This window comes from uncultured Algibacter sp. (assembly GCF_947487605.1).
Classification (GTDB): Bacteria; Bacteroidota; Bacteroidia; order Flavobacteriales; family Flavobacteriaceae; genus Algibacter_D.
In genome coordinates this window covers 1-16,592 of record NZ_CANKXK010000003.1, presented here as the reverse complement: position 1 = coordinate 16,592, position 16,592 = coordinate 1, and the positions used below count along the sequence as shown (strand labels likewise).

18 protein-coding genes are annotated in these 16,592 nt (G+C 32.8%); 13 read left to right on the top strand and 5 right to left on the bottom strand.

The genetic code is table 11. The annotated features are described in order from the left end of the window. Nucleotide 1: 1 nt before the first annotated feature. Both Q0739_RS04095 and Q0739_RS04090 read left to right on the top strand, forming a co-directional pair. Complete coding sequence (locus Q0739_RS04095) at nucleotides 2-853, top strand: prephenate dehydrogenase (RefSeq protein ID WP_298237432.1); 852 nt, start codon at nucleotides 2-4, stop codon at nucleotides 851-853. A gap of 203 nt (nucleotides 854-1,056) precedes the next feature. Continuing rightward, on the top strand, nucleotides 1,057-2,139 hold the full coding sequence (locus tag Q0739_RS04090) for a bifunctional 3-deoxy-7-phosphoheptulonate synthase/chorismate mutase type II (protein ID WP_298237431.1): 1,083 nt from the start codon (nucleotides 1,057-1,059) through the stop codon (nucleotides 2,137-2,139). Between the two features lie 61 nt (nucleotides 2,140-2,200). Here Q0739_RS04090 and Q0739_RS04085 read toward each other — a convergent pair whose 3' ends face one another. Continuing rightward, on the bottom strand, nucleotides 2,201-2,851 hold the full coding sequence (locus Q0739_RS04085; RefSeq protein ID WP_298237430.1) for a hypothetical protein: 651 nt from the start codon (nucleotides 2,849-2,851) through the stop codon (nucleotides 2,201-2,203). A gap of 87 nt (nucleotides 2,852-2,938) precedes the next feature. Here Q0739_RS04085 and rsgA point away from each other — a divergent pair, with 87 nt between their 5' ends. From rsgA to Q0739_RS04045, 8 genes are all read left to right on the top strand, one after another. After that, complete coding sequence (gene rsgA, locus Q0739_RS04080; RefSeq protein ID WP_298237429.1) at nucleotides 2,939-3,889, top strand: ribosome small subunit-dependent GTPase A; 951 nt, start codon at nucleotides 2,939-2,941, stop codon at nucleotides 3,887-3,889. Further along, nucleotides 3,890-4,342, top strand: a complete 453-nt coding sequence (gene dtd / locus Q0739_RS04075) for a D-aminoacyl-tRNA deacylase (RefSeq protein WP_298237428.1) — start codon at nucleotides 3,890-3,892, stop codon at nucleotides 4,340-4,342. Continuing rightward, on the top strand, nucleotides 4,342-4,884 hold the full coding sequence (locus tag Q0739_RS04070) for a metal-dependent hydrolase (RefSeq protein ID WP_298237427.1): 543 nt from the start codon (nucleotides 4,342-4,344) through the stop codon (nucleotides 4,882-4,884). The genes dtd and Q0739_RS04070 overlap by 1 nt, the downstream gene beginning before the upstream one ends. Next, the gene (locus Q0739_RS04065; RefSeq protein ID WP_298237426.1) at nucleotides 4,841-5,167 is read left to right on the top strand and encodes a nucleotide pyrophosphohydrolase; all 327 of its coding nucleotides are present in this window, start codon (nucleotides 4,841-4,843) and stop codon (nucleotides 5,165-5,167) included. The genes Q0739_RS04070 and Q0739_RS04065 overlap by 44 nt, the downstream gene beginning before the upstream one ends. A gap of 54 nt (nucleotides 5,168-5,221) precedes the next feature. Then, complete coding sequence (locus Q0739_RS04060; protein WP_298237425.1) at nucleotides 5,222-6,445, top strand: 3-phosphoshikimate 1-carboxyvinyltransferase; 1,224 nt, start codon at nucleotides 5,222-5,224, stop codon at nucleotides 6,443-6,445. Between the two features lie 79 nt (nucleotides 6,446-6,524). Further along, nucleotides 6,525-7,574 (top strand): tRNA preQ1(34) S-adenosylmethionine ribosyltransferase-isomerase QueA, encoded by a 1,050-nt coding sequence (queA, locus tag Q0739_RS04055; protein WP_298237424.1) that lies wholly within the window; start codon nucleotides 6,525-6,527, stop codon nucleotides 7,572-7,574. A gap of 474 nt (nucleotides 7,575-8,048) precedes the next feature. Beyond that, entirely contained in the window at nucleotides 8,049-9,089 is a 1,041-nt protein-coding gene (gene rlmN, locus Q0739_RS04050; RefSeq protein ID WP_298237423.1) for a 23S rRNA (adenine(2503)-C(2))-methyltransferase RlmN, read from the top strand. 37 nt (nucleotides 9,090-9,126) lie between these two features. Beyond that, entirely contained in the window at nucleotides 9,127-10,104 is a 978-nt protein-coding gene (locus tag Q0739_RS04045; RefSeq protein ID WP_298237422.1) for a polyprenyl synthetase family protein, read from the top strand. Here Q0739_RS04045 and Q0739_RS04040 read toward each other — a convergent pair whose 3' ends face one another. The 3 genes from Q0739_RS04040 to Q0739_RS04030 are packed head-to-tail and all read right to left on the bottom strand — an operon-like array spanning nucleotide 10,105 to nucleotide 13,447. Next, nucleotides 10,105-11,058: a transglutaminase family protein gene (locus tag Q0739_RS04040; RefSeq protein WP_298237421.1), complete on the bottom strand. Its 954-nt coding sequence runs from the start codon at nucleotides 11,056-11,058 to the stop codon at nucleotides 10,105-10,107. It lies immediately after the preceding gene. Between the two features lie 6 nt (nucleotides 11,059-11,064). Then, on the bottom strand, nucleotides 11,065-11,991 hold the full coding sequence (locus Q0739_RS04035; protein WP_298237420.1) for an alpha-E domain-containing protein: 927 nt from the start codon (nucleotides 11,989-11,991) through the stop codon (nucleotides 11,065-11,067). A 13-nt stretch (nucleotides 11,992-12,004) separates the two neighbouring features. Beyond that, nucleotides 12,005-13,447: a circularly permuted type 2 ATP-grasp protein gene (locus Q0739_RS04030; protein WP_298237419.1), complete on the bottom strand. Its 1,443-nt coding sequence runs from the start codon at nucleotides 13,445-13,447 to the stop codon at nucleotides 12,005-12,007. Nucleotides 13,448-13,793: 346 nt separating this feature from the next. Between Q0739_RS04030 and Q0739_RS04025 the strand changes: the two genes are divergently transcribed. From Q0739_RS04025 to Q0739_RS04015, 3 genes are read left to right on the top strand one after another with little or no spacing between them, the layout of a single operon-like run. Further along, nucleotides 13,794-14,357, top strand: a complete 564-nt coding sequence (locus tag Q0739_RS04025; protein ID WP_298237418.1) for an RNA polymerase sigma factor — start codon at nucleotides 13,794-13,796, stop codon at nucleotides 14,355-14,357. Continuing rightward, on the top strand, nucleotides 14,344-15,108 hold the full coding sequence (locus Q0739_RS04020; protein WP_298237417.1) for a hypothetical protein: 765 nt from the start codon (nucleotides 14,344-14,346) through the stop codon (nucleotides 15,106-15,108). The genes Q0739_RS04025 and Q0739_RS04020 overlap by 14 nt, the downstream gene beginning before the upstream one ends. Before the next feature lie 55 nt (nucleotides 15,109-15,163). Beyond that, nucleotides 15,164-16,222 carry a hypothetical protein gene (locus Q0739_RS04015; RefSeq protein WP_298237416.1) on the top strand — a complete coding sequence of 353 codons (1,059 nt, stop codon included), beginning with the start codon at nucleotides 15,164-15,166 and terminating at the stop codon, nucleotides 16,220-16,222. A gap of 34 nt (nucleotides 16,223-16,256) precedes the next feature. On the opposite strand, the gene Q0739_RS04010 is transcribed toward Q0739_RS04015, so the two are convergent. Next, nucleotides 16,257-16,451, bottom strand: coding sequence for a transposase (locus Q0739_RS04010; protein WP_298237415.1), 195 nt, complete (start codon nucleotides 16,449-16,451; stop codon nucleotides 16,257-16,259). Between the last annotated feature and the right edge of the window lie 141 nt (nucleotides 16,452-16,592).

Genomic DNA, 16,592 nt, shown 5'->3' with positions numbered 1-16,592 from the left:
GATGAAAAATATATACGCCATAGGAGTCGGTTTAATAGGAGGTAGTCTTGCTATTGATATTAAGAAGCATAATCCAGATGTGATTATTCATGGTATTAGTAGAAAAGAGACGACACTTAATACCGCTTTGGAGTTAAATTTAATTGACAAAAAAGCAACGCTCGATGATATAGCACATGCAGATTTGGTTATTATTTCTATTCCTGTAGATGCTACGGTAAAATTATTACCAACTATTTTAGATAAAATATCTGATACAGGTTTGGTAGTTGATGCGGGTTCAACTAAAGAAGCTATTTGTAAGGTGGTTGAAAACCATCCGAAGCGAAGAAATTTTTTAGCAATGCATCCTATTGCAGGTACAGAACATTCTGGACCAACGGCAGCTATTGAAGGCTTATTTGTTGGAAAAACAAATATTGTTTGTGAGGTTGAAAAAACAACGTTTAAGCTCCAGGAAAAAGCGTTGAAGTTATTTACAGATATTGGAATGCGTATACGTTATATGAATCCGAAAGAGCATGATAAGCATATTGCTTATGTTTCTCATTTATCTCATATAAGTGCGTTTATGTTAGGAAAAACGGTGATTGATAAGGAGAAGAACGAACGTGATATTTTTGATATGGCGGGAAGTGGATTTGCATCTACGGTACGTTTGGCTAAAAGTTCGCCAGAAATGTGGACGCCTATTTTTAAACAGAATAAGACTAATGTTATTGAAACGTTAGAAGAGTATATAAATAACCTCACTCATTTTAAGAAATTGATGAAGGATGATAATTTTGAGGCAATTTTTGATGAGATGAAAAACACAAATCATATTAAGGATATACTTAACGGTATTATATAGAAGGGTCTGAATTTAGGGGTTAGAAAATTGAAATTGGCTGATATGCCCGCGTTAGGGATTGCAGAGGAAAGCCCACAGCGACGAAGGAGCGAGGACTTGTAGCGTAAAGCCCGACCCTTTAGGGTAACGCCAAAAAAAGAGAATAAAATAGTATAAAATAAATAGTAAACGAAATAGCCTAAGCAGCTAAATATTAAGTAAAAATGGAAAACACAAAAAAAATGAGAACCTGGTTAGATGATTTAAACTTAAGTCATCCACTAGTAATTGCAGGTCCGTGTAGCGCAGAAACGGAAGAGCAAGTATTGAAAATTGCTCACGAATTGAAAGATACAGATGTAAGCTACTTTAGAGCGGGTATCTGGAAACCTAGAACACGTCCAGGTATGTTTGAGGGTGTTGGAGCATTAGGTTTAAAATGGCTTCAGAAAGTAAAAGCAGAAACTGGAATGAAGGTTTGTACAGAGGTTGCCAATGCAGCACATGTAAAATTGGCTTTAGAACACGATGTGGATTTATTATGGATTGGTGCACGCTCTACTGTGTCTCCGTTTATCATGCAAGAAATTGCAGATGCTTTAAAAGGTACGGATAAACCTGTTTTAATAAAAAATCCTGTTAACCCAGATTTAGCATTGTGGTTAGGTGGTATTGAACGTATTTATAGTTCTGGTGTTAAAAATATAGGGGCGATTCATAGAGGATTTTCTACGTATCAAAAAACAAAATATCGTAATATTCCAGAGTGGCAATTGGCTATTGAGTTTCAAAATAGATTTCCAGATATTCCTTTAATTAACGATCCGTCGCATATTACAGGTAAGAGAGATATGATAATGGAAGTGTCTCAAGAAGCTTTAGATTTAAATTTTGATGGCTTGATGATTGAAACGCATTATGATCCAGATAATGCCTGGAGTGATGCTGCACAACAAGTAACACCAGCCACTTTAGTTCAAATTATGAAAGATTTAAAAATAAAAAAAACAGGTAGTACAGAAGAGGATTACAATAAAACTTTAAATACTTTAAGAGCTCAAATTGATGTAGTTGATAATCAGATAATAGAATTATTAGGCAAGCGTATGAAAGCTGCTGATGGTATTGGAGCACTTAAGAAAACTAAAAATGTTGCTGTTTTACAATCTAAACGTTGGAATGAGATTTTAGGTAAAATGGTTTTGGAAGGTGAACAACACGGTTTAAGTGAAGAGTTTATTTTAAGAATGTTTAAGGCGGTTCATCAAGAATCAATTAATCATCAAGAAAAAGTGATTAACGGGTAATTTACTTTATAATATAATATAAAAATGCCTCGCTAAAACGAGGCATTTTTATTGTTTATAATTAGTCATTTTTTGTGTAAGCTAACCTTCTTGATGCTTTTCGCATTAAAACATTTATTAAATCTTCTGGAGAACTTCCAATGCTACCTCTCACTTTTTTATTGTAATTCCATAATAAAACACCATCTTCAGCATTATGAACACTCATATTTACAATAGCACTATTTGTACTACCCCAGAAACCTAATACCAAGCCTAAAGCAACAGATGCGCCTTCAGACATTGGTTTGTTAGTTTCAAATTCTCCTGAAATTACAGCATCAACTTCAAGTAATTTTGCTAACTCTTGAGGTGTAAAATCAGTTATATTATCATAGTTAATATTTTTTCTTTTGAGTAAAGCGGTAGTTACTTTTGGGTCTTGTACTTCTAAGTTTTTCAATTTTCCACGTTTTTTTCTTTTTAAAAACCATGAGTACATAGCGGTTTGTATACCTTCGCCTTCAGCTTTTTCTAGTCTGTACAATTTTTCGTCATCCATATCTTTCATTTGCTTAGGTCTTAGCTTTACTTGAGTTTTAAAAGGAACCACAGCAATTATTTTATGAGACTTTGCAATTTCATCAAATTCAGGGTTTTCATAGAGGTTAGTTTGAGCTTGAACTTTGAATAAAAAAGTAACAAATAGAATTGGGAATAATAATTTTTTCATGTTGTTGTTGATTTTTGAATTTAAGAAGCTAATATAAATGAATTCTTACAATAATAATTGTTATTTTAATTTACTTTTGAAGAATATATGACAGGACGCGTTTACAAATCTACAGGAAGCTGGTACACAGTTAAAACCCAATTAGGAGAGGCCTACGAATGCCGTATAAAAGGGAAATTCCGTATTAAAGGAATTAAAAGCACGAACCCAATTTCGGTTGGAGATATTGTAGATTTTGAATTGGAAAAGGATAATAATACAGTAACAGGTATTATCCATAATATTCATGATAGAAAAAATTATATAGTTAGAAAATCTGTAAACCTTTCTAAGCAAACGCATATTATATCAGCGAATATAGATCAGGTGTTTTTAATGATTACTATAAACAATCCACCAACATTAACGAGTTTTATTGATCGTTTTTTAGTAACTGCTCAGGCATATTCTATAAAAACAATATTGCTTTTTAATAAAATCGACACTTATGATGATGAGGCTCTTAATGAGGTTAAATTTTTAGCACATACTTATAGAAAAATTGGCTATGAATGCATTGGGGTATCTGCTAAAACAGGTAAGAATGTCGATAAAGTAAAGTCTTTAATGCTTGATAAAGTTAGTATGTTTTCTGGTCATTCGGGAGTTGGCAAATCAACATTGGTTAATGCTATTGAACCCGAACTAAATTTAAAAACGAAAGAAATATCGCAGTTGCACATGCAAGGGCAGCATACTACAACATTTGCAGAAATGTTCGATTTAAGTTTTGGAGCTAAGATAATTGATACCCCAGGAATAAAAGGTTTCGGAGTTGTAGATATGGATAAAGAAGAAATTGGGGATTATTTTCCTGAATTCTTCACTTTAAAACAAGATTGTAAATTCAATAATTGTTTACATCTTCAGGAGCCAAAATGTGCAGTTAAACAGGCTCTCGATAATAATGAAATAGCCTTTTCAAGATATAGAAGTTATTTACAGATTATTGAAGGAGAAGATGAGCATTACAGAACCGATAATTGGGACGAAGATTAAATGAGAGTTGTAATACAAAGAGTATCTAAAGCTAGTGTGGCAATTGAAGGTAATGTTGTAGCCTCGATAGATAGTGGATTATTAATATTAGTAGGTATTATTGAAGAAGATACCCAAGAAGACGTAAAATGGTTGACTAATAAAATAGCTAATTTACGCGTTTTCAATGATGCAGATGGGGTTATGAATCGTTCTGTAAAAGATGTAAATGGTAATGTAATTGCTGTTAGCCAATTTACCTTGCATGCATCAACAAAAAAAGGCAATCGTCCAAGTTATATAAAAGCTGCAAAACCAGAGATTTCTATTCCAATTTATGAAAGATTTATTAATCAGTTAGAAGTGGATTTAGATAAAAAAATTCAAACAGGAACCTTTGGAGCAGACATGAAAGTAGAGCTAATAAATGATGGTCCAGTAACTATAATTATAGATTCGAAAAATAGAGAATAATGGCATCTATATTTGGACATGGTGTTGTTGCTTATACTTTTTCAAAAATACTTGACAGGCATAATAGTAAGTGGCTTTTAGTTGCTGCAATAATTTCATCAATTTTACCAGATATAGATGTAATGACATTTCATCTTGGGGTGCCGTACGAAGCCCCATTTGGACATCGAGGCTTCACACATTCCATTCTCTTTGCCATACTATGGGCATTTCTTTTAATGGTAACATTTGGCAAGAAGCATAATGGTTTGTGGTTTGTAGTTATTTTACTATCAACGCTTTCACACGGCATTTTGGATGCTATGACTACTGGAGGCAGAGGTGTTGGTTTCTTAATTCCATTTAATAACGATAGGGTTTTCTTCCCACTAAGAAAAATTATGGTATCGCCTATAGAGATAAAAAGTTTTTTTTCAGATTGGGGTTTACAGGTGATATTTAGTGAAATAAAATATATACTTTTACCTTGTATTTTGATTTTAACTTTTTTAAAAATAAATGAACATTCAAAACGCACAAAAAATAGTAGACAATTGGATTAACGAACATGGAGTTCGGTATTTTAATGAACTCACCAATATGGCGCAACTAACCGAAGAAGTTGGTGAGGTGGCACGTATTATTGCACGGCGTTATGGAGAACAAAGCGAAAAGGAAAGCGATAAAGACAAAGACTTAGGAGAAGAATTAGCCGATGTGTTATTTGTAGTGTTATGTCTTGCAAACCAAACAGGTGTAGATTTGCAAAAAGCTTTCGATAAGCGTATGGATAAAAAAGCAAAACGCGACCATGATAGGCACCATAATAATCAGAAATTAAAATAATTTATATCTATCTTTGACGCTTCTAATTTTAGAAGCGTTTTTTAATAGGTGAATATGAATTTTACACTACATAAGTCGGTAATAAATAAGCAATCAACTATAAAAATAACAGGTTCAAAAAGTGAATCGAATCGATTGTTATTACTTAAAGCATTATATCCAGAAATCGCTTTAGAAAATGTTTCAAATTCAGATGATAGTTGTCTCATGACTAAGGCACTTGATTCAAAAGAACAAGTTGTCGATATTCACCATGCAGGTACAGCTATGCGTTTCTTAACAAGTTATTTTTCTGTTCAAGAAGGAAGAGAAACTATCCTTACCGGTTCTCATCGCATGAAAGAACGTCCTATTAAAATTTTAGTAGCAGCTCTGCGAGAACTTGGGGCAGATATTAGTTATGTAGAGAATGAAGGATATCCGCCAATTAAAATTAAAGGAAAAAAAATCACCAAAAATAAAGTTTCCCTAAAAGCCAATGTGAGTAGTCAATACATCTCATCGCTACTACTTATTGCATCAAAATTAGAAAATGGGTTAGAATTAACTTTAGAAGGAGTAATCACCTCTATTCCATATATAAAAATGACTCTGAGTTTGTTAGACGAACTTGGTGTTGAATCTTCTTTTAAAAACAACGTTATAACAGTTAAACCCAGTACTAAAAATTTAACGACTAAAACCTTAGTAGTTGAGTCCGATTGGTCATCAGCATCTTACTTTTTCAGTATTGTGGCCCTAAGTGATGTAGGCACTGAGATTACATTATCTTCTTACAAGGAAAATTCTTTGCAAGGTGATTCGGTTTTAGTCGAAATTTATAAACATTTTGGAGTAGAAACTTCATCGTATAATAATACAATAACCATCAAGAAGGTTAAGCAAAATAATACGCCTAAAACTTTTAATTTAGTTAATGCTCCAGATATTGCACAAACAATAGCCGTAACGTGTTTTGCTTTAGGTATTTCTTGTGATTTAACAGGGTTACATACGTTAAAAATTAAGGAAACAGACAGATTGGTTGCTCTTAAAACTGAAATTGAGAAATTAGGAGGTGAAGTTAGAATAACCAATGAGTCCCTGCATTTATCTGCTAACAAAACTATAAAAAGCGGTGTTTCTATAGAAACATATCACGACCATAGAATGGCTATGGCTTTTGCACCTTTGGCTTTAAAAACAGAACTAGTTATTAAAGAATCCATGGTAGTATCAAAATCCTATCCAACATTCTGGGAAGATTTAACGCAGTTAGGGTTTAAAATAACTCAATAATAAATAGCTATTTACTTGACAACCCCTATGTCGAGATTGTATATTTGCAGCTTTCTTAAAAACACATAAATTCACATACATGAAATTATCACACTTTGGCTTTAATTTACCAAATGAACTTTTAGCAGAATACCCTTCAGAAAATAGAGATGAATCTCGTTTAATGGTTTTAAATAGAAAAGAACAAACAATCGAGCATAAGCAATTTAAAGATCTTATCGATTATTTTAATGAAGACGATGTATTAATATTAAATAACACGAAGGTTTTTCCAGCAAGATTATATGGTAACAAGGAAAAAACTGGAGCTAGAATTGAGGTTTTTTTATTAAGAGAATTAAACGAAGAGCAACGCCTTTGGGATGTACTTGTCGATCCAGCACGTAAAATAAGAATAGGCAATAAACTCTATTTTGGTGATGACGAAACATTAGTTGCTGAGGTAATAGATAATACCACTTCTAGAGGAAGGACGTTACGTTTTTTATATGATGGCTCCTATAAAGAATTTAGAAGCAAGTTAACCGAACTAGGAGAAACGCCACTTCCAAAATATATTAAGCGAGAGGTTGAGCCAGAAGATGAGGAACGCTATCAAACTATTTTTGCTAAAAATGAAGGTGCCGTAGCTGCTCCAACAGCAGGTCTACATTTTTCAAGACACTTATTGAAACGTTTAGAGATAAAGGGTGTTAATTTTGCTGAGGTTACACTTCACGTTGGATTAGGTACTTTTAATCCAGTAGAAGTTGAAGATTTATCTAAACACAAAATGGATAGTGAAGAGCTTAAAATAGACGCAAAAGCTGTAGAATTAATAAATAAAGGAATCAACGAAAAAAGGCGTGTTTGTGCAGTTGGTACTACTGCAATGCGAGCTATTGAAAGCGCTGTGTCTTCTAGCGGAATGCTAAATGAGGCAGATGGATGGACTAACAAATTTATTTTCCCACCATATGATTTTAGCATCGCAAACAGTATGATTACTAATTTTCATACACCAAAATCTACCTTGTTAATGATGGTATCGGCATTTGCAGGGCACGATTTTATTAAACGCGCTTACGAAGAGGCAATCAAAGAAGGCTATAAATTCTATAGCTACGGAGATGCCATGTTAATTATATAATCAGAATATATTCGAAATAATAAAGGAGGCAGTCTAAAAAGTCTTTATAATTTGATTTGTCAGGTTGAGCCTGTCGAAACCGATATTGATTATCAGTAAGTTAAAGATATTTCGACAAGCTTAATATGACATCAAACTTACTTTTTAGACAGCTTTTTTTTGTGTTATTTGGGCATTCCCTCCCGATAACTATCGGGAGGTCGGGCTTTCACTACTCGCTTCCTCCTGCGTCGGCGAGCTCAAACATGCCGTTCAATCCCTAATGCAAATCAGAACTTCAATTAATATTTATAATGTAAACAGAAAAACTCCCCCCCTTAAAGAGACCTAAGGAAGTGTTTTTTTAGAGTTTAAGTTATTTGTTTTCATAGCAAAATATAATTATTCCTAATAAATAGTAATCACCCATTTATAACATAAGAGTTTCTTTCTTTGCAGGATTAAGGAGGCTTTTTCCTTATTTTTGCATCAGTCATGGCAGAAAATAAAAAAGACATTCGCGCATTAACCAAAGAACAACTCAGGGACTTCTTTGTAAAAGAAGGAGATAAAGCATTTCGCGGTAATCAAGTGTATGAATGGTTGTGGCAAAAATCGGCACATACTTTTGATGATATGACCAATGTTTCTAAAGAAACACGTAAAATGCTAGAAGACAATTTTGTAATTAACCATATCAAGGTCGATCAGATGCAACGCAGTTCAGACGGTACCATAAAAAATGCTGTTCGCTTGCATGACGATTTAATTGTAGAATCTGTTTTAATTCCAACTAAAACCAGAACAACCGCCTGTGTGTCAAGTCAAGTAGGCTGTAGTTTAGATTGTAAATTTTGTGCAACTGCACGTTTAAAGCGTATGCGGAATCTTAATCCAGACGAAATTTACGATCAAGTAGTCGCTATCGATAATGAGAGTAGATTATATCACAATAGGCCTTTAAGTAACATTGTGTTTATGGGCATGGGCGAACCGCTCATGAACTATAATAACGTTATTAAAGCCATCGATAAAATTACGTCAGCAGAAGGTTTAGGGATGTCTCCAAAGCGAATCGTGGTCTCAACTTCTGGAGTACCAAAAATGATTAAAAAAATGGCAGATGACGATGTTAAATTTAAACTAGCAGTGTCATTACATTCGGCTATAGATGAGGTAAGAACATCTATAATGCCTTTTAATAAAAACTTTCCGCTTAACGATTTAAGAGAAGCATTACAGTACTGGTATGCGAAAACTAAAAACAGGATTACTTATGAGTATGTTGTGTGGGATGGTATTAACGACAAAAGAAAAGACATAGATGCGTTGGTTGAATTCTGCAAATTTGCTCCAAGTAAAGTGAATCTAATTGAATATAATCCTATTGATGATGGCGCATTTCAGCAAGCCAATTCTAAAGCAATAGATATGTATGTTAAAGTATTAGAAAGTAACAATATTACTGTAACTGTGCGCCGAAGTAGAGGAAAGGATATTGATGCCGCTTGTGGACAATTAGCTAATAAAAGTTAAAAATATTACTATCTAAAACCTATATTTGAATCTTCTTATGAAGATTGTAGAACAAATAAAACAGCCCATAGCATTTGAAATGGATCTTTTCGAGCAAAAGTTCCAACTCTCAATGTCTAGTAAAGTGGCGCTTCTTAATAGAATTACACATTACATTGTTAATAGAAAGGGAAAACAAATGCGACCCATGTTTGTTTTTTTGGTTGCCAAAATGGTTTCTAATGGTGAAGTCAGTGAGCGAACTTACAGAGGCGCTTCAGTTATCGAGCTCATTCATACAGCTACTTTGGTTCATGATGATGTTGTAGATGATAGTAACCGTCGTCGAGGTTTCTTCTCTGTTAATGCGCTTTGGAAAAATAAAATAGCGGTTTTAATAGGTGATTTTTTATTGTCTAAAGGGTTGTTGTTATCAATAGATAATAATGATTTCGATTTACTAAAAATAATTTCCATTGCTGTTCGCGAAATGAGTGAAGGGGAATTACTTCAAATAGAAAAAGCACGAAAGCTCGATATTACAGAAGCTATTTATTACGAAATTATTCGTCAAAAAACTGCAACGCTTATTGCTGCTTGCTGCAGTCTTGGAGCTGCCTCAGTAAAACCAGAATCGCTTCATGTAGAAAGTATGCGCAGATTTGGAGAACTAATAGGTATGGCATTTCAAATAAAGGATGATTTGTTCGATTATGGGGAAACCCAAATAGGTAAACCAACGGGTATTGACATTAAAGAACAAAAAATGACCTTACCATTAATTTATGTGCTTAATAATTCGAGTAAAAAAGATAAAAATTGGTTAATAAACTCAATTAAAAATCATAATAAAGACACTAAGCGTGTTAAAGAGGTTATAGCTTTTGTAAAGAATAATGGTGGTTTAGATTATTCCATTAATAAAATGAAACAATTTCAGACAGAAGCTTTAGAATTATTACAAACCTACCCAGAGTCCAAGTATAAAAATTCACTTGAGCTTATGGTGAACTATGTAATTGACAGGAAAAAATAATTATTGTTGTTGCTGTTGTTGCACGAGTTCTAAGTTTTGTCTGTAACTATTGTTGTTTACAACTTTTTCTTCGGTATTTAACTGCAGCGTTAAATCATCATTACTGTTTCTTAGAGTGCTTACTTTTACCTTAACAAACAGTTCGTCTTTCGCATTTCCTTTAAAAACACCTTTTACTGGTGCACAATCTTTGTAATCTCTTCCAATAGCAAGTCTAACATGATACTGGTTGGCAATTAAGTTATTGGTTGGATCTAGTCCTAACCAACCATAATCTGGAATGTAAGCTTCAATCCAAGCATGGGTGGCTCCTTCACCTCTCGAACCATCTTCATTTGGACAAATATAGCCGCTCACATACCGCGCAGGGATACCTAACATGCGCACCATTTGAAGTAAAATGTTTGTGAAATCTTGACAAACACCAGCCTTAAGGCTCCATACATGATCTAGTTTGGAATCAACATTGGTAATGCCTTGAATGTATTTAAAATTTGTATAGATATAACGGCATAATGCTAGAACCATTTTATATGGTGATTCTACGGTTAAATCTTTTGTTGCAAGAAGTTCAGAAATTTCTTTAGTGCCGTCAAAAGTTTTATACTTTAAATAGTCAATAAAGGCAGGGTTGTTTTTTAATAGTTGTAATTCCTGCCATTGATTAGGAGTAGGTTTTAAATCATCTGGAAATGGCTTTGTAGTAGTAATGACTTCAATATCGGAAACTATAGACAGGTAGTTATGAGGTTCTATAATCATAAAAGTGCCTACAGTATTTCCAAAAAAATCACTTCTAGTTTCTATTTTAGGATTTGTATTGATAGTTAAAAAATGAGAAACAACACTTTGATGTTCATCCTGAATTGGATGAAGCATAATTTGGTTTGCACCATCAATAACCAAATTGCTATAGCTATATTTAGTAATATGTTTGATGAAAAATTTTGGCATTAGTCTCTAATTAAAATGCGAAAAATATACGGTGTTTATGCTAAAAGAAATGTTTTTAATGTCTTCTTTTATTTCTTTAATAAAGTTTTCTAATCCGCGCTCGTTAATACTTTCAATAGTAGTATATTTTATTGTACTTTCTAGTTTTCCAAGTAAAAATTCTATATTATTTTTTTCAAGCTCGCCAGATTCTATTAATTGTCTTAAATGCCGGTTAAGTTTATTGATGCAATAGTAAATAGATCTTGGAAAAAGTTTATCCTGAAATACCATGGTAATTATATGATCTTCTTTAAAACTAGATTTGTGCTTTTTTAAATACAGTTGGTAGCCCCCAATAGACAATAGTAAGTTTTTCCAAAAAAAACTTTGTTCTAAACTGTCAGATGTTTTAGCGATCTCTGTAAGTTTTATGGCAGTAAAATCGGTTATTTGAATTACGCGCTCTAAGAATTTTCCAATGTTCATAAAGTAATAGGAAGCTCCTCTTTCTTGAGTGATATCCATGGTGCCATAGAACATTAAATGATAGGCTTTTAAATTATCTAAAAACTCTATAAGCTCATCTTCATTTAGCTTTTTTTCAATATCCTTCTTTGTAAGTAAGAGGTAATAATTATTGATACACAACCACAATTCTCTAGAAATATGTTCTTGTACACTTCTTGCATTTTCTCTAGCTTTAGTTACAATGTTTAATATTGAGTTTAGATTATCCTTACTAAACACCATAAAGTTGATACATTCTATGGGGTCTTCGGTATAAAAGGTGTTGTTTTCTGGCGTGTAGGTTTTAATTATGGGAGTCCACGGAAATAACTCTGGTGAATCCTGATTGGCATAAAAATTCGTTTTAAGTAAACTTATAATGCCGTTACCACGTTCCATGTATCGTTCTAACCAAATTAAATTATTTGCTACTCTACTAAGCATAAATTAAGTTTTATTATTGAATTACCCACGTGTCTTTACTGCCTCCACCTTGCGAACTATTAACTACTAGCGACCCCTTTTTTAGTGCAACACGGGTAAGTCCTCCAGGAGTAATTTCTATACCATCGCGACCTGCAAGGGCAAATGGTCTTAAATCAACACATCTTGGAGATAATTTTCCTTCAATACAACAAGGTGCTGTGGAGAGGCGTAAGATAGGCTGAGCTATAAAATTATCAGGCTTTTTCTTAACATTCTCAATGTAGTCTTTTATTTCGGCTTCAGAGGCTTCATGACCCATTAACATGCCGTAACCACCACTCCCATCAGTCTTTTTAATAACCATCTCTTTAATGTTGTTAACAACATATTTGAACTCTTCTGGCTCACCCAATTGGTATGTTTTAATATTTTTTAAAATTGGTTCTTCGTTTAAATAATATTTTATCATATCGGGAACATAAATATAAATGGCTTTATCATCTGCAATTCCAGTGCCAGGGGCGTTAATTATGTTTACATTCCCTTCTCTGTAAGCGGCCATGATTCCAGCAACACCAAGTGTGCTTGAAGCATTAAATTCAAGCGGATCTAGGAAGTCATCATCAACACGTCTATAAATAACATCAACGCGTTTTAAGCCGTTGGTTGTCTTCATATAAACTACATGGTCTTTTACAACAAGGTCGCTACCTTCAACTAATTCTATACCCATTAGTCTGGCAAGAGTGGTGTGTTCGTAATACGCCGAATTATAAATACCTGGAGTTAAAAGAACCACTTTAGGATTATTTTGATCCGATAGTTCCTGAAGTTTCTTGTATAAAATATTAGGATAATTTGAAACCGAACGTATATTGCTCTTTGGAAGCACCCCTGGAAAAATCCGTTTAGAAATTTCACGGTTTTCTAGCATATAGCTCACACCAGATGGCGTACGCAGATTATCTTCTAACACATAAAATTCACCATCATTATTTCTTATAAGATCGACACCAGCGATGTGTACATAAATATCATGTGGTACATTTACACCTTTCATTTCACGTAAAAAATAGGGGCAAGAATAGATTAAATCGGCTGGAATTATACCATCTTTAATTATAAATTGATCGTGATATACATCTTTTATAAACAGATTTAATGCTGTTAGTCGCTGTTTTATACCTTTATCAATTTTGTCCCATTCCTTTGATGTTATTATTCTTGGAACAATATCAAACGGAAAAATCTTCTCAATCCCTTCATTATCATTGTATACTGTAAATGTAACGCCTTGACTCATAAAAAGTTGACGAGATAATTCTTCTTTTTTAAAAAGGACTTCTGGAGATGTACTTAGCAAATAAGAATTTATAATGTCATATTGAGTGCGTATCTTGGAATCGTTCTTATACATTTCGTCCCAAGTACTTGGAAGCAACTCATAAGATGAAAATAAATTATTATTTACCATAGTATAAACCTTTTTTTCTAAAATAGTAAATTTTGAATAAAATTCAACAAATTTTGAATTTCAAAAAGAATTATTCAGTGTTTTTTAAATTAAGCAACGAATATTTTTTAAAAACAGTCATTTTTTATGATTTATTTGCGATTATTATATTAGTTATATCTTTTTTTAGTTCGAATTTTGAAAAAGAAATTATAGTTAGGCAACCATTTGTATAAAATTTGCGTCTAGTTAAGTAGAAAGCAAAATGAAACATTCGTAATTTAAATTTTCATTGATTTTTGGATAATTATACGAATGTTAAATCTAATAGATGAAAAACAATATAAATTAATAGATAAAATCATTTTTGAAGGTTATTCAACTCCATACTAACGAATCCGCTTTAATAAAAAGGGCGCTTAAAAATAACCGTGATGCTCAGCACACCTTGTTTGAGGAACATGCTCCAAAAATGTTAAGTGTATGTAGGTACTACATAAAAGATTTACAACAGGCTGAGGAAGCCATGTTGAATGGTTTTTTAAAAGTATTTACAGGTTTGAAGGGTTATAGAAACGAAGGAAGTTTTGAAGGATGGATAAGACGTATTATGGTAAGAGAATCTATTTCTTATTTGCGCAGCAAGAAAACATTTGAATTTCCAGTTGAAGACCTCGTTACAGAAGATGATTCTCATAACAATATTGAAGTAGATATGGGTGTTGCTGAAATACAACAACTTATAGATAATCTTCCTGAAGGTTATAAAATGGTGTTTATTATGTATGCCGTTGAAGGCTATAAGCATCATGAAATTGCTGAAATGTTGAATATTTCAGAAGGTACTTCGAAGTCGCAGCTATTTAAAGCAAGAAAGCTTCTTCAGGTAAAAATCAAAGAATTAAACAAGACTAGTTATGACACCAATTAAATTTGACGAAAATATTAAAGAAAAACTTGATAAGCGAATTTTACAGCCATCTTCGGAAGCTTGGAATAAGTTATCAGGTCGATTAGATTCGTCTGAAAGTAAACCAACTAATAAAGCCTATTGGTGGATTGGTATTGCTGCAAGCGTTGTTGGAGTTTTATTTATTACAAGTCAATTTTTAAGCGATTTGCCAAAGCAAATTATTACTCTAGAAATAGTGAATACACCAGAAGTTATTGAAGATGATTCCAATAGCTCAATAATAAATCAAGAAATTGAAAAGGTTAAGCCAAGTGTTAAAGAATCTTTGGCTAATTCAGAAGTAAGAGAGACTCCATCATTGAAACAAAGTGATATAGATGCCGAATCAAATAATAAAGTAGAAGTAGCTATTACACAAGCTAATCAAGCACCAATTAGGACATTTGAAAAAGATATTCCCAAAGATACTATTTTAAAGAAATTAACATTTGAAGAACAGAAAATACAAGATGTCGTTGCGCAAATAGATTTGCTAAAACAAGATAATGTAGAAGTAACAGATGAAACAATTGATGCTCTGTTATATGAAGCGCAAAAAGAAATAGCTCTAAATAAATTAATAAATAAAAGTACAGGGATAGTCGATGCCAATTTATTGCTTCAAGACGTTGAAGCAGAGGTAGACCAATCCTTTAGAAGTAAAGTTTTTGAAGCTTTACAGAAAAGTTACAATTCAGTAAAAACTGCAGTTGCTAATCGTAACGAATAAATAGTTAAAATTTCAATCATTAATTAATTCCCTAAGCAGGGTAAAACGAACAGTTATGCAAACAATTACGAAGTATTTGGCATTGGTAATGCTATGTTTAAGTGTGCAATTAATCAATGCACAAGATTCTATTCCAAAACCAATTAATCAAAAAAGAATAGATGCTTTAATAGCTCATAAGGAAACCATTAAGGCACAAGAAAGAGAATTGTTAAAAGAAGAGGTTAAAACGATTAATCAACTTTTAGATAGGAAAGAAATCACTCTAGACGAAGCTGAAACTTTAAAGAAAGAGGCGGCTAAAAAACGTGCATTAAATATTGAAAATCGAATTACAATTGTTGATAATCAAATTTCACTCTACCAGAGGAATCATTATCCAAAGCCTAAAGAAGAAAAGGAAAACTTATTTGGTGTTAATATTAGCAATAGAACGTTTAATGTTAAAACAAATAGGAAACCGCCTAAACAAGATATAAAGACATCAAACGATTTGCTATTTGCCATTGGTTTTAATAATACTGTTCAAGAGGGTGCTGGATTAAATGATGCGTTATATAAGACAGGAGGTTCAGGGTTTGTAGAATTAGGTTGGAATTGGAAAACCCGTTTAGTAAAAAATGCTCCCTGGGCAAGAGTAAAATATGGTTTTTCCTTTCAATGGAATAAATTTGAGCTGAAGGATAATCAATATTTTGTGCAGAATGGGGATGTAACTTCATTAGAAACGTTTCCTGTAGAGCTTAAGAAATCTAAATTCAGAGTTACCAATTTGGTGTTTCCGCTACATTTTGAGTTTGGCCCTTTAAAGAAGCATTCTAGAAAAGATCTTACCAGATACATTAATAATGATCAATTTAAAATAGGGATTGGTGGTTATGGAGGTTTTCGTTTGGGGACTAGGCATAAATTAAAATATAAAGAAAATGGAAATTTAGTTAAGGAAAAACTGAAACGGAATTACAATGTGAGTAATTTTGTTTATGGGTTAAGTAGTTATATTGGTTTTGGAGATACAAGTTTATATGTTAAATACGATTTATCTCCACTTTTTAAAGATCAAGTTGCAGACCAAAATAATATTTCTATAGGTCTTCGATTTGACATTGACTAAAAAGACGATAACGATTATTGTTTCATATTATTAATTAAGCGTTTTTAATTCTGGTGTTCATTAAGTCTTTACGGTTGTATTTTTTAATCCACTCATTAACGGTTGTAGGCGCAATAGAGTAAAGTTTACAAAGTTCACTTTTTGTGTGTTTTCCAATGCTAAGTTCGTCTAAAATTTTTAATTTGAAAGGTTCGCTGTAACGTCTAATTACTTTGTCATTTTTATACATAATTGTGTTAAATTATGTAGCCTTTATTCAGGACGGGTCAAAATGTTTGCCAACGGTTACGTATAAACCTGAGTTCGACGTAAGGATTTAGAAAAACAGAGCTAATTGATTTGTATTTTCTGTTTCAAATTTAATACTTGG